This window comes from Klebsiella sp. CTHL.F3a, from assembly GCF_019890895.1.
Classification (GTDB): Bacteria; Pseudomonadota; Gammaproteobacteria; order Enterobacterales; family Enterobacteriaceae; genus Klebsiella; species Klebsiella grimontii.
In genome coordinates this window covers 5,312,393-5,335,603 of record NZ_CP082360.1, presented here as the reverse complement: position 1 = coordinate 5,335,603, position 23,211 = coordinate 5,312,393, and the positions used below count along the sequence as shown (strand labels likewise).

General features: G+C 51.0%; 16 protein-coding genes and 1 tRNA gene. 10 read left to right on the top strand and 7 right to left on the bottom strand.

From position 1 onward, the window contains the following. Window positions 1–348: 348 nt before the first annotated feature. From iolD to iolE, 4 genes are read left to right on the top strand one after another with little or no spacing between them, the layout of a single operon-like run. The gene (iolD, locus tag K7H21_RS24950; protein WP_009652310.1) at window positions 349–2,289 is read left to right on the top strand and encodes a 3D-(3,5/4)-trihydroxycyclohexane-1,2-dione acylhydrolase (decyclizing); all 1,941 of its coding nucleotides are present in this window, start codon (window positions 349–351) and stop codon (window positions 2,287–2,289) included. Window positions 2,290–2,336: 47 nt separating this feature from the next. Then, complete coding sequence (gene iolG, locus K7H21_RS24945) at window positions 2,337–3,350, top strand: bifunctional inositol 2-dehydrogenase/D-chiro-inositol 1-dehydrogenase (RefSeq protein WP_004098145.1); 1,014 nt, start codon at window positions 2,337–2,339, stop codon at window positions 3,348–3,350. Window positions 3,351–3,391: 41 nt separating this feature from the next. Further along, window positions 3,392–4,276, top strand: a complete 885-nt coding sequence (locus tag K7H21_RS24940) for a sugar phosphate isomerase/epimerase family protein (RefSeq protein ID WP_004098146.1) — start codon at window positions 3,392–3,394, stop codon at window positions 4,274–4,276. 24 nt (window positions 4,277–4,300) lie between these two features. Beyond that, window positions 4,301–5,200: a myo-inosose-2 dehydratase gene (iolE, locus tag K7H21_RS24935; RefSeq protein WP_087829745.1), complete on the top strand. Its 900-nt coding sequence runs from the start codon at window positions 4,301–4,303 to the stop codon at window positions 5,198–5,200. Window positions 5,201–5,336: 136 nt separating this feature from the next. Here the strand turns inward: iolE and K7H21_RS24930 are convergent, their stop codons facing one another. The 6 genes from K7H21_RS24930 to ahr all read right to left on the bottom strand — a co-directional run bounded on the left by K7H21_RS24930 (window position 5,337) and on the right by ahr (window position 11,513). Further along, entirely contained in the window at window positions 5,337–6,647 is a 1,311-nt protein-coding gene (locus K7H21_RS24930) for an ABC transporter substrate-binding protein (protein ID WP_223035445.1), read from the bottom strand. Then, window positions 6,640–7,713 carry an ABC transporter ATP-binding protein gene (locus K7H21_RS24925; protein ID WP_182094659.1) on the bottom strand — a complete coding sequence of 358 codons (1,074 nt, stop codon included), beginning with the start codon at window positions 7,711–7,713 and terminating at the stop codon, window positions 6,640–6,642. The genes K7H21_RS24930 and K7H21_RS24925 overlap by 8 nt, the downstream gene beginning before the upstream one ends. A 5-nt stretch (window positions 7,714–7,718) precedes the next feature. After that, window positions 7,719–8,543 (bottom strand): phosphodiesterase, encoded by an 825-nt coding sequence (locus tag K7H21_RS24920; protein WP_049112873.1) that lies wholly within the window; start codon window positions 8,541–8,543, stop codon window positions 7,719–7,721. Window positions 8,544–8,553: 10 nt separating this feature from the next. Continuing rightward, on the bottom strand, window positions 8,554–9,441 hold the full coding sequence (locus K7H21_RS24915) for a carbohydrate ABC transporter permease (protein ID WP_032694864.1): 888 nt from the start codon (window positions 9,439–9,441) through the stop codon (window positions 8,554–8,556). After that, window positions 9,431–10,303 (bottom strand): carbohydrate ABC transporter permease, encoded by an 873-nt coding sequence (locus K7H21_RS24910; protein ID WP_004128303.1) that lies wholly within the window; start codon window positions 10,301–10,303, stop codon window positions 9,431–9,433. Before K7H21_RS24910 ends, K7H21_RS24915 begins: the two co-directional genes overlap by 11 nt. Before the next feature lie 190 nt (window positions 10,304–10,493). After that, window positions 10,494–11,513 (bottom strand): NADPH-dependent aldehyde reductase Ahr, encoded by a 1,020-nt coding sequence (ahr, locus tag K7H21_RS24905; protein ID WP_142445953.1) that lies wholly within the window; start codon window positions 11,511–11,513, stop codon window positions 10,494–10,496. Between the two features lie 235 nt (window positions 11,514–11,748). On the opposite strand from ahr, the gene K7H21_RS24900 reads away from it, so the two are divergent. From K7H21_RS24900 to K7H21_RS24875, 6 genes are all read left to right on the top strand, one after another. Further along, window positions 11,749–11,833, top strand: a tRNA-Leu gene (locus K7H21_RS24900). A gap of 294 nt (window positions 11,834–12,127) precedes the next feature. Continuing rightward, complete coding sequence (gene dptF, locus K7H21_RS24895) at window positions 12,128–13,777, top strand: DNA phosphorothioation-dependent restriction protein DptF (RefSeq protein ID WP_142471632.1); 1,650 nt, start codon at window positions 12,128–12,130, stop codon at window positions 13,775–13,777. A gap of 4 nt (window positions 13,778–13,781) precedes the next feature. Next, window positions 13,782–15,107: a DNA phosphorothioation-dependent restriction protein DptG gene (gene dptG, locus K7H21_RS24890; RefSeq protein ID WP_142469199.1), complete on the top strand. Its 1,326-nt coding sequence runs from the start codon at window positions 13,782–13,784 to the stop codon at window positions 15,105–15,107. After that, entirely contained in the window at window positions 15,088–20,163 is a 5,076-nt protein-coding gene (gene dptH / locus K7H21_RS24885; protein ID WP_223035444.1) for a DNA phosphorothioation-dependent restriction protein DptH, read from the top strand. The genes dptG and dptH overlap by 20 nt, the downstream gene beginning before the upstream one ends. A 35-nt stretch (window positions 20,164–20,198) precedes the next feature. Beyond that, complete coding sequence (locus tag K7H21_RS24880) at window positions 20,199–21,482, top strand: ATP-binding protein (protein WP_223035443.1); 1,284 nt, start codon at window positions 20,199–20,201, stop codon at window positions 21,480–21,482. Beyond that, on the top strand, window positions 21,475–22,455 hold the full coding sequence (locus tag K7H21_RS24875) for an O-methyltransferase (RefSeq protein WP_223035442.1): 981 nt from the start codon (window positions 21,475–21,477) through the stop codon (window positions 22,453–22,455). Before K7H21_RS24880 ends, K7H21_RS24875 begins: the two co-directional genes overlap by 8 nt. Before the next feature lie 127 nt (window positions 22,456–22,582). On the opposite strand, the gene K7H21_RS24870 is transcribed toward K7H21_RS24875, so the two are convergent. Further along, window positions 22,583–23,203, bottom strand: a complete 621-nt coding sequence (locus K7H21_RS24870) for a hypothetical protein (protein WP_223035441.1) — start codon at window positions 23,201–23,203, stop codon at window positions 22,583–22,585. Between the last annotated feature and the right edge of the window lie 8 nt (window positions 23,204–23,211).

Genomic DNA, 23,211 nt, shown 5'->3' with positions numbered 1-23,211 from the left:
AGCCTCATTCTGCCTCGGATCCTGGGCTGCGGCTGAAAGTTGAACTGGAGCCCGTTTGGATGTGGTCTTTACCTATGATTTTTAAGGGGATATTAAGAGGTGGGCCGCGTAATTTGCGCGTTATCCCGTATACAGGATGCGAATGAAACGGGTGAAATGCATAGAGAGTTTGATCCCTCTCGCAAAATGAAATATTTCTTCTGTATTTCTATTTAATGAAAAAAATGTTTGCCTATAATCCAGAAGTATTCCAGTGGCGTTAACGGTTACCCTGACTCATCGCTTGTATCGCTGCGCAGGGCAAAACGCTAACCCACACGCAAATACTGACAATAAGGATTGGGCAACATGGGCAAACTGAGACTGACAATGGCGCAGGCGCTGGTGAAGTTCCTGGATAACCAGTACCTGGAAGTCGATGGTGAAGAGCATAAGTTCGTCAAAGGCATCTTTGCTATCTTTGGCCACGGCAACGTGCTGGGAATGGGCCAGGCCCTTGAACAAGATAGCGGTGAAATGCGGGTCTATCAGGGGCGTAACGAGCAAGGGATGGCGCATGTCGCCACCGGTTTTGCCAGACAGTCTTTGCGTCGTCAGATTATTGCCTGTACTTCCTCCATTGGCCCCGGCGCAGCGAATATGATTACCGCCGCCGCGACCGCGACCGCCAACCGCATCCCGCTGCTGCTGCTGCCGGGCGATGTGTTTGCGACCCGCCAGCCTGATCCGGTGCTGCAGCAAATCGAACAGAGCCACGATCTCAGCATTACCACTAACGACGCGTTTCGCGCGGTGAGTAAATATTGGGATCGCATCACCCGTCCGGAACAGCTGATGAGCGCCTGCATCAACGCCATGCGCGTGTTGACTGACCCGGCGGAAACCGGTGCGGTCACGCTCTGTCTGCCGCAGGATGTCCAGGGTGAAGCCTGGGATTATCCGGAATCCTTCTTTACCCGCCGGGTACACCGCCTTGATCGCCGTCCGGCCAGCGCCGCGCAGCTGGCGGATGCCGTGGCGGCGATTAAAGCCAGCCGTAAGCCGCTGATCGTTTGCGGCGGCGGGGTGAAATACTCCGGCGCAGGCGAGGCGTTGACCCGTTTTGCCGAGCGCTACGGCGTGCCGTTTGCCGAAACCCAGGCGGGTAAAGGCAGCGTTGTCTCTTCGCATCCTTATAACGTAGGCGGCGTCGGCGAAACCGGCTGCCTGGCGGCGAACCTGCTGGCGAAAGAGGCGGACTTAGTCATCGGTCTTGGCACGCGTTTCAGCGATTTCACCACCTCATCAAAATGGATTTTCCAGCACCCGGGCGTGCGCTTCCTCAATATCAACGTCAGCAACTTCGACGCCTGGAAGCTGGATGGCATCCCGATGCTGGCGGATGCTCGCGAAGCCCTCACCGCTCTGGACGGCGCCCTGTCCGGCGAATCCTGGCAGGCTGGCTGGGGAGAGCAGATTGAAAGCGTACAGAGCCGCCAGCTGAAAGAGACCCAGCGCGTTTACCAGGCGGTGTGGCAGGAAACCGCTTTCGTCCCGGAAATAGACGACCACCTGGATCGGGAATCGGTGTATCGCGAATTTCGCCAGATAACCGACTCCACCCTGACGCAAAGCAGCGTTCTCGGCGTACTCAACGAAACGCTGCCGGCGGATGCGGTAATTGTGGCGGCGGCGGGTAGCCTGCCGGGAGACCTGCAGCGCGTCTGGCGCAACCGGGCCACCAACACCTATCACGTGGAATACGGCTACTCCTGCATGGGGTATGAAGTCAGCGCCGCGCTGGGCGTGAAGTTAGCCCAACCGCAAAGCGAGGTCTATTCGCTGGTCGGCGACGGCTCGTTCATGATGCTGCACTCCGAGCTGGTCACCTCCCTGCAGGAGCGCGCGAAGATCAACATCGTGCTGCTCGACAACATGGCCAACGGTTGCATTAACAACCTGCAGATGGAGCACGGTATGGACAGCTTCGGCACCGAGTTCCGCTTCCGCTGCGCCGAATCGGGCCAGCTGCAGGGCGGCCTGGTGCCGGTAGATTTCGCCACCGTCGCTGCCGGCTACGGCTGCAAAACCTGGCGCGTCACGACGCTAGAAGAACTGCGCCACGCGCTGGACGCCGCGCGCCGCGAAACCGTCAGTACCCTGATAGACATTAAAGTGCTGCCGAAAACCATGGTGCACAAATACGGCAGCTGGTGGAACGTCGGCGTCGCGCAGTCTGCGCTCTCCGAGCGGATCCGCAAGGTGGCGCAAATGATCAATGAAAAACGCGCTCAGGCGCGGGATTACTAAACAGAACATAAACCCTGAACCCTACAAATCTCGGGAGAAAACCAACTATGTCACTCAAATTAGGTGTCATCGGTGCCGGCGCTATCGGTAAAGAGCATATCCGTCGTTGCACTCAGGTACTGCAGGGAGCCACGGTCGTTGCGGTTTCGGACATCAACGAAGAGAACGCCCGCGCCGCGGTAGCGCTGCCGGGCGTGCATGCCGAAGTTTATGCCGACGGTCATGACGTGATTAAAGCCAGCGATGTCGATGCCATTCTGGTCACCTCATGGGACCCCACCCACGAAGAGTACACCCTGGCCGCTATCGCCGCCGGGAAGCCGGTGTTCTGCGAGAAGCCGCTGGCGATGAGCGCGGAAGGCTGCCGCCGCATCGTTGATGCGGAAATGAAAGCTGGTCGCCGCCTGGTGCAGGTTGGATTTATGCGCCCTTACGACGAAGGCTATCTGGCGCTGAAAAAAGTGATCGATGACGGCGACATCGGCGCGCCGCTGATGCTGCGCTGCGCGCACCGCAACCAGTCGGTGGGCGAGGATTACATCACCAACATGGCGATCACTAACACCCTGATTCACGAACTGGATGTGCTGCGCTGGCTGCTGAATGACGACTATGTTTCCGTGCAGGTGCGCTTCCCGCGCTCCACGTCCCACACCCACGCGCGCCTGAAAGACCCGCAGATCGTGTCGTTTGAAACCAAAAAAGGCACACTGATCGACGTGGAAGTCTTCGTGAACTGCCAGTACGGCTACGACATCCAGTGTGAAGTGGTAGGGGAAACCGGGATTGCCCGCCTGCCTGAGCCGTCGGCCGTGCAGATGCGCAAAGCCGCTAATCTGTCGACCGCTATCCTGACCGACTGGAAGGATCGCTTTATCAAAGCGTATGACGTTGAGCTGCAGGCCTTTATCAATGATGTTCAGGCCGGCCAGCTGCACGGCCCATCGGCGTGGGATGGCTATGCGGCGTCCGTTGCTGCCGACGCCTGTATCAAAGCCCAGGAAACCAGCGAGCCGGTTGAGGTGACGCTGCCGGAATGCCCGGCATTCTACAAACGCTAATCCCGCTTTGCTGACGGAACTTCTTTGCACAGGTAACGACGATGAAAATTGCTTTTGACGTTGATGTCATTAAAGACCTCGGGGTAACCCGAATGGTCCATCAGGTGGCGGAGTGGGGCTACAAGTACATTGAGCAATCGCCGCACCCGCAGATCAACCCGTTCTACAAGCACCCGCGGGCCAGCCGGGAAATTATGGCTGAGTACAAGCAGGCGCTGCGCGATACCGGCGTGGAGCTCTCTTCGTTTATCTGCGTCTACCGCTGGTCCGGTCCGGATGAGCTGCGCCGTCAGGCGGCAGTGAAAAACTGGAAACGGCTGATCGAAATCGCAGTTGAAATGGGTGTACAGGTGATCAACACCGAGTTTTCCGGCGATCCTAACCAGCCGGAGATTTGCGATGAGATGTTCTATCGCTCCATGGAAGAGCTGCTGCCGATTTTTGAGCGCGAAGGCATCCGCGTTGAAATTCAGGCACATCCGTGGGACTTCTGCGAAGAGAACAACGAAACCGTCGATATTGTGAAGTCGTTCCGCAGCGATAACGTTAAGTACGTTTACAGCGTCCCGCACACCTTCTTCTATGACAAAGGCGTGGGTGATGTTGAGAAGATGCTGCGCTACGCGGGGAGCGATCTCTCCCATGTGCTGATCGCGGATACCCGCAACCATACAAAACATTGCCGCTATATCGTTAACCCGCCGGGCGTAGATGCCGTCGTTCACCAGCACGTGGGCGTCGGGGAAGGGGATGTTGATTTCGACGCGCTGTTCCGCACTCTGCGCGATATGAAATTTGCCGAGCAGACCTTCAAGGTCGGCGGTGAGCCTATTGTGGCCACCTCGCTGTTCGGTTACCCGGAAAAAATGAAATACCAGGCAGTGGAAACCCGTGAACTCATCGAACGTGAATTGCTGCGCCGGTAAGGCGCAGCGGCAGGAGCCCCTACTATGAACAAAGATAACGTAAAACTGGCTATCGCCCCGATTGGCTGGACTAACGACGATATGCCGGAGCTGGGCAGCGAAAATACTTTCCAGCAAATCGTCAGCGAAATGGCGCTGGCGGGCTTTACCGGCAGCGAAGTCGGCAGCAAATATCCACGCGATCCGGCGGTTCTCAAGCCGATGCTGGATATCCGCGGCATTCATATTTGCAACGCCTGGTTCAGCACCTTTTTTGCTAACGGCCAGCGGGAAAAGACCATTGATGAATTCGTTAACCACATGAATTTCCTGCATGCTATGGGCGCAAAAGTGATCGGCTGTTCCGAGCAGAGCGGCAGCATCCAGGGGCTGGAAAAGCCCATCCTGGAGAATGAGAAACCGTGCTTTAGCGAAGAAGAGTGGCAGCGGGTGGCGGAAGGCTACAACACCCTCGGTCGCCTGGCGGCGGAAAAGGGCATGCAGGTCTGTCTGCACCACCATATGGGTACCGGTATCCAGACGACGGCAGAGATCGACAAGTTTATGTCGCTGGTGGATGACAAAGTCTTCCTGCTCTACGACACCGGGCACGCCTGGTATTCCGAAGGCGGCGAAGAGCCGATGCTGGCGATTCTGAAAAAATATCTGCCGCGTATTAATCACGTGCACCTGAAAGACGTGCGTCCGCCGGTGATCGAGCAGGTGCGTCGCGAAGGGCTCTCCTTCCTTGACGGCGTGAAGAAGGGGACCTTCACCGTGCCGGGAGACGGCGTCATTGATTTCCGTCCGGTGTTTAAACTGCTGGACGAACATGGCTATAAAGGCTGGATGGTGGTTGAGGCCGAGCAGGATCCGGCACTGGCCAACCCATTCGAATACGCCGTAAAAGCGCGCAAATATATCCGCGAGACGGCAGGAATCTAATCGTTGTTTTATTTTCAGGCCATACGTCGTATGGCCTGCTTTTTTTCCTCTGTCGTGACATTGCCTGGTGGCGAATAAGCGACGCTGTACGCGTTTCCCTCTCCTTTTGGGAGAGGTGCAGGGAGAGGGAAAAGTTTTACTTCACTTCCGCCAGCGCGGTCTTATCGACGTAGGGCTTCATCAGCGCATCGGCTTCCTTCTGCGCCGCCTGCACCGCGGCTTCCGGGGTAACGTTGGCATCGTTGACCACCGCGGCCAGCTGGTTTTCCATCGCTTTACGCACGGCAACGGTCTCCCAGGTGGAGTACCACGGATGGGCATACTTCAGCTGTTCGAGGGCGATAGCCGCGCGCGGATCCTGCTGCAGATACGCCTTCATTTCCGGCGTATCGTAGGCGGCCTTACGCGGGGAGAAGTAGCCGGTAAAGCGGCTCCAGGCGCCGTTGACCTGCGGGCTCACCAGATATGTCAGGAACTGGTACGCCGCTTTTTTCTGGGCGTCGTTGATGCCCTTGAAGCTCACCAGGCTGGCGCCGCCGATCGGTACCGCCCGCTGCTCTTTGGCCGGCAGCATCGCCACGCCCAGCTCAAAATCTTTGCTGTTCTCGCGCATAAAGCCCAGTGCTCCGGTGCTCAGCATCGCCATTCCAACTTTGCCGGAGAAGAAGCTGGCGCCAATCTGTTTCGAATTCAGCACGCCGGAAGGCATGACTTTGTCTTTATAGACCAGGTTCTGCCAGAAGCGCAGGGCGCCGATGGTGGTTGGCGTGTTGTAATAGACTTCGCCGGGATAGTCCTCGTTAAAGTATTTCCCGCCGTTGGCGCGCACCAGCGCCGAGAAGATCCAGCCGCCGTAATCATCGTTGGTCGACGGCAGCATGATCCCCCACTGGCCTTTGCTTTCGTCGGTCAGCTTTCTGGCGTCCGCCAGCAGCTCGGCCCAGGTTTGCGGCGGCTGCTTGATCCCGGCCCGATCGAACATCGTTTTGTTGTAGTAAAGGATCGGCGTCGAGTTATGGAACGGGATCGCATAGGTGGTGCCCATCACCTGGGCGTTTTTATGCATTGCGGGCCAGAACGCCTTCACCAGAAAATCCCCCGCTTTTTGATCGCCATACTGGAACAGCTCGTCCATCGGCAGGATCTCATCCTTCAGCGCCAGATCGGTGGTGAAGTTGGCGGACATAATCACCAGCGCGGGCGGCTGCCCGGCTTTCTGCGCTGATTCGGCTTTGATCTTGGTGGTGTCGTAGTTGCCGGTAAAGATCCCGCGCACTTCGACATCCTGCTGCGACTCGTTGAATTGCTTAATGACGCGGGTCATCTCCATGGTCAGCTTGCCGTCCACCGGCGCCGGAAACATGAAGTCGATCTTCTCTTTCGCCAGCGCCGCGCCGCTCAGGGCAAGGCTGAGCCCAACCGCGAGAGCGGTGATAGGTTTAAACATGGTCTGTCTCCATCAGTAAATTATGCTGTTTCTCAGCATGAAAAAGATGCACATCGGCAGGTGAAAAGCCGAGGATCAGCGAATCGCCTTTCTCCGGCACCGCGCCGCGATGGCGACGGCTAAAGCGTAAGGTGCCGATGGGGGTGCTGACGTGGAGTAGATAATCGGCTCCCATCAGTTCTCGTTGCAGGACGGTGCCCGGCAGGCGTAGATGGCCTTGCTCCACGCGGTCGGTAATATGTTCCGGGCGAATGCCCAGCCAGACACGGGTCTGGCTGCGGTGGCGCGGCGGTAGCGGATGGCGTTGTTCGCCAAGCTGAACGTTGCCGTCAACGCAGGGGAGCGATAGCAGATTCATCGCTGGCGAACCGATAAAACCTGCCACGAACAGATTGGCCGGGTTGGCGTACAGATACTCCGGTCGCCCGACCTGCTGTACGTGGCCGCCGTTCATCACCACGATGCGGTCGGCCATCGACATCGCTTCCGTCTGGTCATGGGTGACGTAGACGGTGCTGGTTCTGAGCTGCTGGTGGAGGTCCATAATGCTGTCGCGCACTTCGCTACGCAGGCGGGCGTCGAGGTTGGAGAGCGGCTCATCCATCAGGAACAGGCGCGGATTGCGCACAATCGCCCGCGCCATCGCCACCCGCTGCCGCTGGCCGCCGGAGAGCTTCGCCGGTTTGCGATCGAGCAGCGCCTCCAGCTGCAGCATCTGCGCGACTTTATCTACTCGCGGCTGCCAACCGCTTTTTTCTTCCTTGCGTACCTTCATGCCGAAGGTGATGTTGTCGCGCACCGACAGGTGCGGAAACAGCGCATAGTTCTGGAAGATCATCGCGAAATTACGCTCTCTGGGCGACATGTCGGTGATGTTCTCATCGTGCAGCCAGATCTCCCCCTCGCTGACCGGCTCCAGCCCGGCGAGCAGGCGCAGCAGGGTGCTTTTACCGCAGCCGGACGGGCCCACCAGCACCACGAATTCCCCTTCGCGAATATCCAGCGACAGGGCGCTGAGAGCAGGTTTACCGTCAAACTGTTTACTGATGTTTTGCAGACTAAGCATGGCGTTTAGCAATCTTCCGTTGGGCAGCTGATATTTTCGTCGTACATCCAGGGGCCGGCGTAGTGGGTCAGAGAGTGCTGATAGCTCACCCACTGCTCGTCGACCTGGCGATGCATCAGGCACGACGCCGGAGAGAGGTCGTAGTACGGTCGGGTATCTTCATGAAAGTAGGGCACCTGGTGGACGGTTCCCGGGATGGTGGAGATGATGGCCTGGCGATACTGGGTCATGGTCAGGCTGTGGTTATGGCCGCAGAAAATGCGCGTCAGCGACGGGAAACGTTCAATCAGCGCCAGCAGACGATGGCCGTTTTCGCAGGCGATAGGGTCCATCTGCGCGTTGCCCAGCGGCAGCGGCGGATGATGCATAAACACCGTCGCCGGTTTATCGCCGCCATCAAACAGTTGAGCCTCAAGCCACTTGATGGTTTCCTCGGTCAGCCAGCCTTTCGACGTACCCGCCCGGCTGGAGTCGATAAAAAGCAGGCGAGTGGCAAAATCGTCTACCGCGTAGTGCATGTTTTGCGCGTCGCGGCCGAGCTGCGGGCACAGCGGATGCAGGTATTCCAGAAACAGCGCTTTATCGTCGTGGTTGCCGGGAATGAGATACAGCGGATAGTTCAGGCTGCCGAGGATCTGGCGGGCGACCTCATACTCTTCCGGGCGGCCGCAGTTGACGATATCGCCGCTCACCACCACCGCGTCCGGACGCTCCTGCAGGGCATTCAGCTGGGAGACGACGTCGGCATTGGCGGCGTTGACGTCAATAAAGCCGTACAGCTTCTGGCCGCGGCTGCGGAAATGGGTATCGGAAATTTGCGCTAACAGCATGAAGAGCTCCTTATTTGATCCCGGAGAAGCCGAAGCTTCGCAGGAACTGTTTCTGGAAGAGGATGAAGGCCAGCATCAGCGGCAGGCAGACCATCAGCGTGCCGGCGCCAATGATGCCCCACTGGCCGCCGGATTCGGCGCCCATGGCGAACGAGACCAGTCCCACGGTCAGCACCTGTTTGTCCGGGTCGTTCAGCATCATCAGCGGCCACAGATACTCGTTCCAGTGGTAGGTAATGCTGACGGTGGCGAAGGCCAGCACCGACGGCCAGGACATCGGCAGCAGCACGCGGAACAGCACCTGCCACCAGCGACAGCCCTCCATCAGCGCCGCCTCTTCCAGCTCTTTGGGGATGGACAGAAACGCCTGACGCATCAGGAACACGCCGAACGCCGAGGTGAAGTAGGGCATCATTACCCCGGTGAGGGTGTTGAGCAGGCCGAAGGTTTTCAGGGTCAGCATGTTCGGCACCATCATCACCACCGGCATGATCATCAGCTGGACGAGGAACATCAGGAACAGCGTCTTCTTGCCGCGAAACTCGTGGCAGGCGAAGACGTAGCCGGCGGTGGTGATGGTCAACAGCTGCACGAAGAAGGTGCCGAAGGTGAAGATAAGGGTGTTGGCGTAGAGGCTCAGCCAGTCGGCGCTGGCCCAGGCATCACGGAAGTTATCCAGCGTCAGCGGCATACGGGGCAGCAGCGAGGCCATATCCTCGCCGAAGGTCGTGGCGCTGAACGAGGTCGCCAGCATCCATAAAAACGGACTCATCCACAGCAGCGCCAGGCAGCACATTAATACCGTGAGCGTAAAGGGCTGCGAGCGGCGCAGGCGCAGCCAGAGTGGGCGCGATGCGCTGTGCGATCGCAGCGCCAGCGGCGAGATTTCAGCGCTCATAGTGCGCTCCTTTCTCCAGCAGTTTGAGGTTAATCAGCGAGAAGGCAAACAGCCCGGCCAGCGTCAGGAAGGTGGCGGCGGAAGCTTTTCCTAAATCATGGGTGTCCCAGGCGAGGTTCTGGATGTAGTAGAGCAGCACGGTTGTGGCGTTATCCGGCCCGCCGCGGGTCATCACCGCCACGTGGTCGATCTGGGTGATAGAGTAGATCAGCGCCGTGGTTATCACAAAGCTCAGGGTCGGGCGCAGCAGCGGCAGCGTGACCTTAAAGAACACCTGCGTGCGGGTGGCGCCTTCCATGATCGCCGCTTCGCGCGTGGAGGCCGGAATACTTTGCAGCCCGGCGAGGAAAAACAGCATGTAGTAACCGGCGAACTTCCACACGCCAATCAGCGCCAGCGCCAGCAGCGCGCTATTGCTGCGCCCCAGCCAGTTGTTGTTCATCGGTCCGAACAGCTTCGCCAGATAGTGGTCGAGCAGGCCAAGGCCGGGCATAAAGATAAACAGCCACAGCGCGGCGGCGCTGACCATCGGGATAATCATCGGGAAGAAGAAGGCGGTGCGCAGCCAGCGGTTGACGCGGTGATTCTCGGTCAGGGCGACCGCCAGCAGCAGGGCGAGGGTCACGCCCGGTACCACCGTCAGCAGGATATAAAGCAGGTTATTCACCAGCGACTGCCAGAAGACGCTGTCGGCGAACAGACGACTAAAGTTCTCCAGCCCGACATACTGGCCGCCGTCGCTGACCATGCGGGTATCGAACAGGCTGTCATAGACCGATCGCCCGAGCGGGAACCAGGTAAACAGTAATAAAAACAGCAGGGAAGGCGACAGTATCAGCCAGGGGAGCCAGGTTTTTCTCATGGTGGCGGACGTCTCATTCAGGCGTTTGTAGAAGCCCGGATTGTGAGAAGGATTGACTGCAAACGTATGGCGGGGAGATGACGGTTTAATGACCAGGGAAACAAGCGCCGGGCAGACGGGCCGCCCGGCATCACCCCGGTCAGTGGCGTTCAGGCCGCGCGGCTGCGGCCTGAAGCATGACGAGGAACGATCAGAAGTCGGCTTTCAGCACCACGCGGTAGCGGGCCTTGCCCTCGCGAACGTGCTTCAGCGCCTCGTTGATCTGCGACATCGGGAACAACTCGGTGGTCGGCGCGACTTTGCTGCGTCCGGCAAATTTCATCAGCTTGCGCAGCTCGGACGGGTTGCCGGTGGCCGAACCGGAGATGCTGCGGTCGCCGCCAATCAGGGTAAAAGCGGGGACCGGGAACGGCTTCATCACCGCCCCGACGGTGTGGAAGTTGCCGCCGTACGCCAGCGCTTCAAAGTACGGCTGCCAGTCGAGGTCGACGGCGACGGTGTTGATAATCAGGTCGAACTGGCCGGCCTGCGCCTTTAAGGCTTCGGGATCGCGGCTGTTCACCACGCGATCGGCGCCCATTGTCAGCACTTCCTGCTCTTTCGCCGGATTGGAGCTAAAGGCGGTGACTTCCGCGCCCATCGCGTGCAGCAGCTTGATGGCGATATGGCCGAGGCCGCCAATGCCGATGACGCCGACGCGGCTGTTAGCCGTGACGTGATGCATCAGCAGCGGTTTGAAGACCGTGATGCCGCCGCAGAGCATCGGCCCGGCAGATTCGAGATCGACGTTTTCCGGCAGCGGGATCACCCATTGCCAGTCGGCGCGTAGCTTATCGGCGAAGCCGCCGCGGTTGATGATGGTGGGCACCGAGCCTTCCAGACAGTTCACGTGGTTGCCGCTGATACAGGCGTCGCAGTGGCCGCAGCTGCGCGCCGTCCAGCCAATGCCGACCTTCTGGCCAACCTTCAGCCCCTTATCCTGCGCCGCGCTGCCCAGCGCCGCCACCCGGCCAATCACCTCGTGACCGGCCACCAGCGGATAGCTCGACATGCCCCATTCGTTGTCGATCATCGACAGGTCGGAGTGGCAGATCCCGCAGTACTCCACCTGCACTTCGACATCTTCCGGCTTAAGGTCGCCGGCATCGTACTCCCACAGCGACAGATCGGCGCCCGCTTCTTTGGCGGCGTAACTTTTAATAGTGCTCATGACAGTTTCCTTGGGTTTGGCGTAGTTAAGAAGGAAGTGTAGAGCATGGGGCGAGGGGACGCCTGGCAGAAGGAGGGGGGAAAGGGGGGTTATAGAGGAGGGAAAAATGTACCCTGAAGAGGCTAACACACTGAGCCGATGAAAAATTCATCACTTGGTGGCAGGTGAATGCAACGTTGCTTGCATGGCAGCGTATGACAGGTATAATCCAGAACGTTTTCCGTATCCTTTCCGTGCCGGAGTGGCGAAATCGGTAGACGCAGTTGATTCAAAATCAACCGTAGAAATACGTGCCGGTTCGAGTCCGGCCTTCGGCACCAAAAGTATATAATTAGACGTCAATCGACGTCTTTTTTTGTGCCTAAAACCCGCACCACACAAGGCTTTCCGCGATTTTCCTTTCTACAGCAGTCAATCTGAGTCCACCCACATCAAGTCGCTTGTGAGTATAGAACTGAGTATATATGCGGGTTCGATAATGGTTGTTTAGATCCCGATGTATTATTTAAATCGATTATACAACCGTTAAACATACCTGGAAATAAAGGCATATGGTGCTCAACTGTTAGCTTGTATAGAATAAGGATATTCTTTCTTTTAGAGAACATGATGTTATGAGCGCGATCACATTACGTAAAGCGTTAGGTGTACTTGCGAAGTCATCTTCGTTTTCCGTAACCACCGTAACACACCGTCAGAAGGATGAGTTCGATCAGTTAAAGGAACAACTCTTTGTTAAACAAGAGATTGAAACTGAATTACAACGCTATCTGGATATTGCTAAACCCGGTGAAATCATTTTTTTGTGCGGTAGTAGCGGGGACGGAAAGTCCGAAATTTTAACCCGCTGTCAGTCAGATCCGCGTTATCAGCGGCGATTTAGTTTCCACCTGGATGCCACGCATAGCTTTGCCCCTCGACAATCAGCTATCGATGCTTTGAATGATTTATTTGCTAATCATCACCAACAATCATCTCCGTTGCTCATTGGCATCAACACAGGGATGCTAGCCAATTTTGCCAGAGAAGGTGCTGAATGCCACCAGGCGATCCGGTCTGCAATTGACTCATTTTTATCAGCGCAGCAGGATGCAAGCCGTCCTTATCGTAAGGGGAATTGTTCTTTTTTTGATTTTGAACACTACCCTAAATTCCAGTTTAACGAAAATAAAAACTATTCATCATTTATTAAAGCCTTATTAGATAACTTAACTCGTGATGATGATAATAATTTATTTCAGTTTATCTTTCGGCGCGATGAGTCAGTTAATCCGGATCTAAAAGAGGTCGCAAACTTTAAATTGCTTTGCATACCTGGTGTGCAGAATGTATTAATTACGCAGCTTTTTAAAGCGCGATTAATTAAAGACCAGTTTGTAACGACCCGAACGCTGCTGGACTTTCTGCATCATCTGTTGATGGGGCCTGGCTACTTATTTGATAACCTCTTTACTGGTGCAGAAAATGATCTGATTAAAAAAGTTTCCGATTTTGATCCCGCCAGATTGCACACCTATGAACTTGATCAGTTTGTTTTGCGCTATGAACTGGGACTGGTTGACGCTGAACTCGATGATTTTTTATCCGCACTTGAGTCGTTACACATCAAATTTGATCGCCAGTGCGTTAAGCCTGGTGACGCAACCTCGTTGATCCGGCTTTTCTGGCTGTTGCAGCACGAATCATTGGGTAATGATTATCATCGGAGATTTTCCGCGTTCTTTAACGAATCGCTGTTTGAACGTTACTCAGAAATTTGGCACTTGCATAGGAATTACACAGCAGATCCGGAGCAAAAAAGATCACTGAATCGCTTTTATGCTTTTGAGCTTATCGCGGGTATCCAGCGCTACGCTAACCGCAAAGCGCCTGAATTAAGTATGCAAAAAGAAGAATTCTTTTTGGGTGAATTTGGTGGAGTCAAAATAACCGCACCGGTAGAGGTTAAGCCTGATTGGGACGCTATCCGAAATAAGCATACCGCTCATTCAACCGGCTTCGATGTCTATTTAAAAGTGGGGCAAAATCCACTGCCGCATATCCATATCGGACTGAATTTGTTTGAACTATTGGACAAGCTGAATAATGGCTATCGTCCGAATAAATACGATAAAAATGCCATCGTGTTGCTGGATGAAATTGTTGAGTTGATCGCGGAGCAGGCCAAATCCAGCAGCGAAATCAAATTTTATGATGGCAGACAACGGGTTTATCGTGCAAAGGCGGATGACGATATGATCACTATTAGCGGTATGGAGGGGTAGCAGAATGTATCCTATCGCAACCGAGTTAAAAGTGGGTAACAATCAACTGGATAGTTACCTGCCTGTACGCAACAAAAACAACGATATTAGCTGGCAATTCGTCACCGGACTGGCTCTTAGCTACGCCCTGAAACGTAAAATTGAAGCCTATGATCCTGACCAATTCCGTGAAGATTGTAAAACACATATGCAGGAGCTGCTTGATGAGCCTGCATTCTGGTCGGTGCTGGAACGAATGTATTTTTCCAGTCAGGATATTTTCCGTGTATCCCCTCTTTTTTTACTGTTTCACGCTCAGTTTGTGGGCGAAAAAATAAGTGCGGGTTCTACGGCAGATAAACGTCTTGGTACGCTGTTTGCCAATTTGATGGGCGATTTTAGCCTTCGTTACCCCATACAGGACAGACTGAACTTCATTGAGCAGCAAATGCTGAATAAGCTCAATGAAAAAATAAAATTGCTGGGGAAAGGACCTTTTGCCGAAGAGCAACCCTATCTTCCGTATATGGTCACGTGTTTTCAGTCCGATCTGGCGTTTTTGGCGGAGCACCCACAATATCTTTTACAAGAATTGACCAACACCCTACGTTTGTACGCCTTTAGCTGGTGCGCTCAACTGGCGCTCAATCTGGACAACTGGCAGGACGGCGAACCACAAAGCAAATCACTGTTTTTTATTCTTGATAGCGAAAAAGCCAGCTCCGAACGGGAAAAGGTGAAACGTTATGGCTATAAGCTGTTCGCCAGCCAGTGCGAAAAACTGTTCCCGATACTTTCCGCGCTGGAGGTGTTGCAGGTAAAAGGGGCGAAAAAACGTCCTCTCTGGCAGGTATACCAGGATTGTTTGAGTTATTCGGGCACCCCAAATCAAGTGTTAGATGAGCTTAATGATTACATACAAAAATTTATTAGTAAGGAAGAACGAGATCTTCCAGCTCGTGAACGCGCAACAAACCTGGAAAATGCCTTCAAACAGCTCTTATCCGTTGCCACAGAGCAGTTTCAGGGTAAAAAAACTGACCGCGCCACGGTCAATCGTAAATACGTTAACGAGTTGGAAAACCAGATTTGCACTGACTTCATTCAGGTCCGTGGTCGGGCAGGGAAAGTGCTGGTGCTGAATCAGGATCGTCTTCTGTTACTGACCAATCTCACTGTGGGCAAAAAAGACAAACTCCGCCTACATGAACTGCTGCGTGGTTTTGAACAGCGCGGCTTTTATCTGGATAACCAGTCGGCGCAAACGCTGGTGGCGTTTTATGAACGCATGGGAAATGTAGAGCGAATGAGTGATAGTGGAGACGCCGTGTATGTCCGTAAAACAGTATGAAACCTATCTGGCAGAAACCTTTATTGAATGGGTAGGTGGCATCATTCAGCCAGGCGAGCGCTACCAGTTCAAATCTCCCGATCCCGATAATGCCTTAAAACTCTGGGAAGCATTCGTCTCTCTGGCGGACGGCAATCAGTTGGAGATTGCGCCAGGGCAATATATTGATTGCCTCCCCTGCAATGGTGTTCAGCTTATTCCTGTACTGCACGGTGCTGAGGCTCCAGCATTCACAGAAAACTATATTTCTCATTTGCGCGATGAAGTTGCAGGGCGCAGCGGCGTTTTTGCCCAAACAGCGCTGTTGATTATTCACAACAGTATGCTCGACACCCTGATTAACAGCACGAAAGACGTGGCGGCGCCGGATGCTATTTGGTATCCGGAAACTTTCAGCCATCAACTGGAAAAGCTCATTACCACCGATAGTAACCAATCAGAATTGTCCCGCTGTTTGCTGGAGGATCAACTGGCAACGGTACTGGATGAAGGCGCGACCGTATTTGGTTTCTCGTCGCTGTATCGCTTGCTGGATGATGGCAATCTGGATTTCTCTGAGCTTCATCTGTTTAAAGATGATGAACTACTGAACTATAGCCAGAAACAGCTACGCACTCGGCTGAATGAAAACCGGAAATTATATCGCCAGATAGAAGACAGCGTTGAACGCTACAGCGGACAGCTGGAGAATGTACTGCCTGAATTTAGTACAAAATTCATTCAGGAGCATTTTTACGATAAAGGCGACTGGCGTGAGCTCGATTTCTCTGACTACAGGAAAGAGAAAGAGCAGAACAGCGAACAAAAACTGGTGCTGGAGAACGTCTCCGTCGAAAACGGCGAGGTTTGGCTACGGACGAAAAGCGCCAGTAAGGCAGGCAAACGTGACATCAGCGTGCTGGTGCAGGTGCAGCCAGGACAATCAATGGCTGAGCTGGAGTTCAGTTTTCAGGGTAATGATCTTCAGGATAACCAGATAAAGATTGCCCATAATCGTCAGTTAAAGAACACACCTTTCTGGCGCACCAGCCGGGCAGGCGGCAAGACTTCCCGCATTATGGCGTCGGTGCCTTTTGATGGGCATCCCTGCTTCTTTAGTCTCGAACTGACCAACCGCAATAATTCAGCCGAAGAATATAAATTTCGTCTGTTGTTGGTTGAGCAGGGGCAATTCTGGCTAAACGATATTCAGCACTGCTACCGCATTGAGCCCGGTAAAGATCAAATAACCCTGCAACTGGAAGATAACACGCTGCGTATTGCCGAGTCTGGCAACCTGACCTGTTCGTTGGATGATGAGAGCGAAGACATTGACTGCCAGCATTATGCTCAGGTGAATTTTGAGACGCTGGCAAATCAAAGTGACCTGGTTCAGTTTGCGCTCGTTTCTGGTGATTCCCGTCTGTCGTTTAACATCGAGGGACCGGGAGCAGAAGAAGGGCTAACGCTGCCGTTGCTTTTTGACCAAAGTCGTTTCAATAGGTTGTTCAAAGAAGAGGGCAATGCAACCTGGAACCGACTAAAAGGGCGCATCATACTCGATAATACTGAACATAAGGTTGTCGGTGTACGCCAGCAATTGTTGATACTGGAAGCCTTATTAATTGAGCGACGTTTGCTGGGTACGGGAAGTGACGATAGCGAGTTTGCTCTGGATGAACTTCTTGCCAGCTACCCCGATCTCCATAACGCCTATGAGCAGCTATTTGCCTACTATCATCGTCGTAACACCCTGCCGAGTCTGGTGTCGTGGTCAGCGGAATATCGCGCACTGGTCAGCTACATTGTTACTACGTTTGAGCAGTCACTCCAGCAAATCGGCCTGAGCAGAGCGCTGACAGCGCATGAGAAACGTCTTCTCCATCTGGGGATCTGCCGCAATGATGGCCATGAGCGTCTCTCACCACTGCACCCGTTAGTGCTGGCCTACCATCTACAACTGGCAGACGCTATCGTTGCGGAGTCGGAACAGCACGATTCGGCTTCATTTGCCACACTACCGCCGATCACTCTCGATCGCTTGATGGTCTCCGGGTTAATGCCGTTTGTTTACCACAGTGAGCATGAATACGCGCAACTACAGCCGGTGGAGGAAAACCGCTTCTGGATTGATGCGGTTCCTCAGCGGCAGGTCAGCCATGACTACGTTAAACGTCTTGTAAAAGACAAACTCAATGAGTTCACGGACGCTTACGCTCGATTGTTCCAGAGCGCTGAAAACAGTTCGTTGATTATCAATGCCATTAATCAAGGGAACGCCAAAGAACTGTTTCTGGGATTAGTAGAATATTTTAAGCAAGAAAAAGAGCACGCTATTTCGGTGCATGTGAACTGCTACGATGAACGTTTGCTACCCAATATGTTCGATCACTTTGCCGAAAGTGGTAGCTATGAGCAGCTTAAAAACGATCTCGATCTGAACAGCGGCGTATGGCGGGCGGAAGCCGATATGCTGATTGACCTGCTGCGTAGCCGGTTAACGTTCAGCAAGTTTGTCCTGCCGTCAGAAAGCGACAAGCTGGCCTATGCACATCTGGCATTTTTCACCAATACAGCACCTGTGGATTGCCGCCAGATCCGCATTGAAGATGCGTCCAGTGGGGTATTGTGTCATGGGTTGATCGCTGGGGAAGGTGCCGAAACGCAGGGGGATGCTTACTTTACCGCGTTTGGACTGCGTGATGTGGATACTGAGTCCTACTGCGCCCTGCGTCTTGCCCGACTAATCGGCTGCCTGTGGCAACCTGCACGTCAAAGCAACAGCCAGTATCATGGACAAGGGATCGGCCTGGCTGTGAGCGGCAATTTTAAACAGCTGCTCAATTACTCCTACAATAGCGCGCTCTGGACCACCATCATTGATCCAAAAGTCACACTCGACTTTTTCACCAGTCAGAAAGATGTGGTGCTTATCCACTATTCTGACCAGTACACCAGTTGCGCAGGCTACGATGCCGTCACCGTCACGAAGCAGGTTGATTTGTTCCTACGGTTGCTCCAGACCGGAAACCAGTCAGGGCAACCTGCTGTTGATAGTCAGCATTTGCTGGCTGAGTTTAATGCTTTTAACGGCGAATGGCTGCTGAAAATGCTGCGTTCCAGTGAAAGAGAGCGTAAAGAGAAGCACGGCATTATAGGTGCGTACAAATTTGTGCAATCCATGCTGCACCAGTCCGATATTTGTTGGATTCCGTTATCGGTGGCCGAAATGATCCGCGTGTCCGGCAATGTCGGACTGAAAATGAAAGAGAGTGATTTATCGAGAAATTTACAGGGTTATCGTAAAGGTGCGATCTCTGATGATGTGCTCTTTGTTGGTTTCAAAGAAAACCGCCTCTATCTGTTACCGCTGGAAGTTAAAACCGGGGCGCGGCCTGACTATAGCTATGCAGGTCAGCAGGCTCGTGAGCTGAAACGTTATTTACAGCAGGATATTCTGGAACCACAAACACTAGCATCACAACTGTACCGGGCGCTCTTTATCCGTCAGGTGCTGATGCAGGTGGAGAAACTGCGCCTGTATGGTGTGCTGGACAGCGACAAACTGGCTCCCTTGCTGGAACGACGCGAATGGTGGTTAACGGGCGACTATCAGTTAGGTGAGTTGGCCGACTATGCGGACGGTTTCGTCGTTGCGCATGTGGATAGCGCAACCTGCTTCGATCTCTCTTATAAAGAGACACCGGAGAATATCTTACAGATTGAAATCCCTTATTCACTGCTGCCTTCGCTAATTGCTGCGCAGGGGAATGAACCACCGCTGGCGGAACGTTATCGGGTGCCGGAAAAATACCGGCTTAAGCCAGAGTGTGATGCCACTCCGTCACAACCCGAAGTTGTGTTAGAAGTCACAACGCCGGCTACTGCACAGTCCATTTCTGAACCGGAGTCGTTACAGCCTGCTGTACCGGTGGCGACTTCTGATAAAAGCGATACTCCATTACGGATCCTGTTTGGTCATGATGCTGCGCGTCAGAGCCCGTTACATTGGGAGCCAACCAACACCGCGAAGTTCATGAATACCAATACCGGCATTATTGGAACGATGGGCACCGGTAAAACCCAGTTTACTAAATCGTTGGTCACACAGTTGATGCGTAATCAGTCCTGTAACGTTGATGGCAAACCTATTGGTTTGCTGATCTTCGACTACAAATCAGACTATGTGGATGAGGCTTTTCTTGATGCTACAGGGGCCAAAAAGTACAAATTATTTAAGCTGCCTTACAACCCCTTGTCTCTGTTTGGTGACACGCCAATGCTACCAATCCATACCGCTGGTGGGTTATCGGAAACGATGGCAAAAGCCTATGGGTTGGGCCATAAGCAGCAGCTAAAATTAGAAAATCTAATCTTAGAATGCTACGAAGCTGCAGGTGTTTCGCCGGAAGATCCGACAACATGGTCAAGGACTGCGCCGACAATTGAAGATGTATGGCAGCGCTTCCTTGATCAGGAAAAGGTTGAAGAAGATTCGCTTTACGCAGCACTTTCTAAACTTGCGCGTTACAAGATATTCGAGACCATCCCGGAGAAGATGACCAGCTTGTACGAATTGATTGAGGGTGTCACCGTAATTGAGCTGGCTGGCTACCCCCCAGAAGTGCAAAATCTGGTGGTCGCGCTCACGCTGGATCTGTTTTACGCACAGATGCAAAAACGCGGTAAACCGGTGGTGCGGGGGGATTATCGTCAGCTTACTAAAATGATTCTGGTGGACGAAGCCGATAACTTTATGCGTCAGGATTTTTCCAGCCTCCGTAAGATCCTTAAAGAAGGCCGTGAGTATGGCGTTGGTGCGATCCTGTCAACTCAGGAGATCACTCACTTTAAGACTGGGGAAAATAATTATGCCTCCTATATTTTAACTTGGGTAATCCATCGTGTTTCTGAGATAAGGAACGCGGATATCAAGGCGGTATTTAACGTTGATGATAAAGGTGAGCAGGAGTCTTTGATGGGGCAGATTCGGCAGCTTGAGAAGCATTTTAGTTTATACATTGATGGAGATAAAAAGGTAAGAAAAATGCGAGATAAGGCGTTTTGGGAGCTTTAAGTAAATATTTAAATTTTGTATCGAAGAGGGTTTTCATGACTAAAACAATTGATGCTAGTCCAACAAAAGAATTTTTCATCGATATGCTTACAAGAGATATCGCGTTAGACAGGTCCTTATTGGACTTGATAGATAATAGCGTTGATGCGGCGCGAGAAAATAACATTGAGAACGCTTGGATAAAAATATATTATAAAGATGGTAACTTTGTTATTCATGATAACTGTGGTGGAATGGATATATATTCTGCACAGAATTACGCGTTCAGATTCGGTCGTCCAAAAAATAATCCAGCCACGCCAAATTCGGTAGGTCAATTTGGCGTGGGGATGAAACGTACCTTGTTTAAATTAGGAAAAAAATTCAAGGTATACTCTAAAAAGAAAGGTGAAGCATTTTCTATAGATATAGATGTTGATAAATGGAAAGTAGATGATAAAGATTGGACATTTAACATCGAATTTAATGATGCAATTGAGGTCAATGATGGCGAAACGAAGATAATTGTATCTGACATTTACCCTGATATTTCTGAACAACTTAGTTTGCAAACCTTTATCAATTCATTAAGCCAAGAAATATCATCTGCTCATTTCATGAGTATAAACTCAGGTCTAAATGTATATATTAATGATGAAAAGGTATCAAATTATCACTTAACTTTACTACATTCCGAGGAGTTAGGTGTTTACAGTAAGGAATTTAATATTGACAATGTCTCTGTAAAAATAACAGCAGGGATATCTGAAAGAAAATTGGAGGCTGGTGGATGGTATATAGTCTGTAATGGCCGTTTAGTTGAAAGTGCGAACCAAAACCGAATAACTGGTTGGCAACTTGATGGTATACCTAAGTACCATCCTGATTATGCTTTTTTTAGAGGGGTCGTCGAGTTTAATTGTGAGGATTCAAGTAAATTACCTTGGACAACTACAAAAACTGGAGTAGATAGAGATAACTCGATCTATAGAGTTGCATTGAATTATATGAAAATAGCAATGAGACCCATTATTTCTTTTTTGCGTGAACGTGCGAAAGAAGATATGCAGTTTAAAAATGGATTGCTTGATTCTAAACCCTTAAATGAATCAATTGGGCATGCAACTCATGTTCAATTAAATGTTATCGAAGCGTCAGATGTTTTTGAAAGACCTCCTGCAGCTGAAAGAAAAGATATGCCAGAAGTGGCGACAATTCAATATACCGTATTAGCTTCTGATATTGAAAAAGCGAAACTATCGCTAAATGTTTCGACAAATAAAGAAGTTGGTGAAGAGACATTCAATTACTATATGAGTTACGAGTGTAAAAATGGCTAATACTGGAAGAAAAATCGATTATCGCATAAGGCCAGCGAAAAATATTGAAAGAAAAATGATAAGGGATGTATTATTACGTTTGTCTCCCTTTGGTATTTTTTCTGATTATCAATATATAGGCTTTGGTTCAAAGTACTTTACCGATTTTATCATTATGCATAAATATCTTGGTATTGATGATATGATTAGTATTGAAGGCGATGTAAATAATAGAAGAAGATACAGATTTAATAAGCCTTTTGAATGTATAGATGTTAAATTTGGTCACTCTAATGAGGTTTTACCAACATTAAATTTATCTAGAAAACTAATTCTCTGGTTAGATTATGACTATCTATTTGATAATACAATGCTTAGTGATTTGGCTACAGTAACGGAACAATGTCCATCTGGTACGGTTATCTTCCTTAGCTATAATTCTGAGTCGTATAAATTAAATGATTTAAAAAAAGAATATCCAGACCTAGATTCAGGCCATTACCGTAGAAAATTCGAATCGGCAATTGGTAGTGAGTTTATCCCTGTAGGCTTTGATGAAAGAGGGTGGTCTGATAGGAAAAAATACTCAAAATTCCTCAGAGAATGTATTCTATCTCAACTTGATAAAATCCTAACGAATAGGAATATTGATTTGGATATAGCGGAAAAACTTATTGCTCATCAAATATGCTTTTTTGATTATTCTGATGGTGCCCCTATGTCGACACTTGGTATAATGATAACTAAGCAAAATGAAAGTGAATTATTTTCCTCATGTAAGTTGAATAGTTTATATTTTTATAGTTCGACTGAAGACTCTTACGAAATAAATGTCCCCAACCTCACGAGCAAAGAGGTCAGATATTTAATGGAAAAAATGCCAAAAGGGGAAAATTTCGATGTGGATTTTCGTATTTTTGCAGAAAAAGATGTCAATGATTTTCAGGCTAATTATAAGTATTATCCATCTTTCATGGAGATAGACCCCTTATGATAAATGTTGAATGATATCAATCTTGGAAGTTAAACTAAATCACGCAACCTTGTTATACTTATTTTTTTTTGGGGCGTGATTAGTTATTTTATTTGATATGATCTTGGTTTATTTTAATCCAAAAGACTTAAATCTTTCCAATAATAATGTTTTTAGAAGTATTTATTTCATCCAGTATTAAATTTGTGAGCCTATCAACTTCATCATCAATTTTTTCTATTGACTCTAAAAGGATTTTATAAGCATGAATTTGATGGGGGCCAGTGCTTTCCTCAAAATTAATAACTAAAGTCCTTAATTTTACAAATTCGTTTTTATAATTATCAATTAAATTGTTGGCTTTATTAGAACCTATTGATCGCAAAATATTTGAAGCCATTTTTTGTTCAGAAAATGACAGATGGGCTTTTTCTGATGAGACAGCCTCGGTTTTATAGAAGTTTTTTTCTAAAGGTTTACTTGATGGATCACTAAGTCTACTATATTTTATTTTTTTATGGGAGATGTAAAGGCCCACGGCATCAGAGAAGTTACAGAAATTCTCAAATGCTTTGTATAACAAATCCACCTCCTTTTCGTGTATTTTACTTTTCGCTGTTTGTTTTGGAGTCTTGATAAATATATAACAACTTAATATAACTAAAAATAAAGATATTAGCAAATTACCTGCTGGCACAATATAATCGATAAGGCTTTTTTCAGTGATTATCTCTGCTAGGGTTTTCAATTGTTCGTAAGATAAAGTCATAATTTACT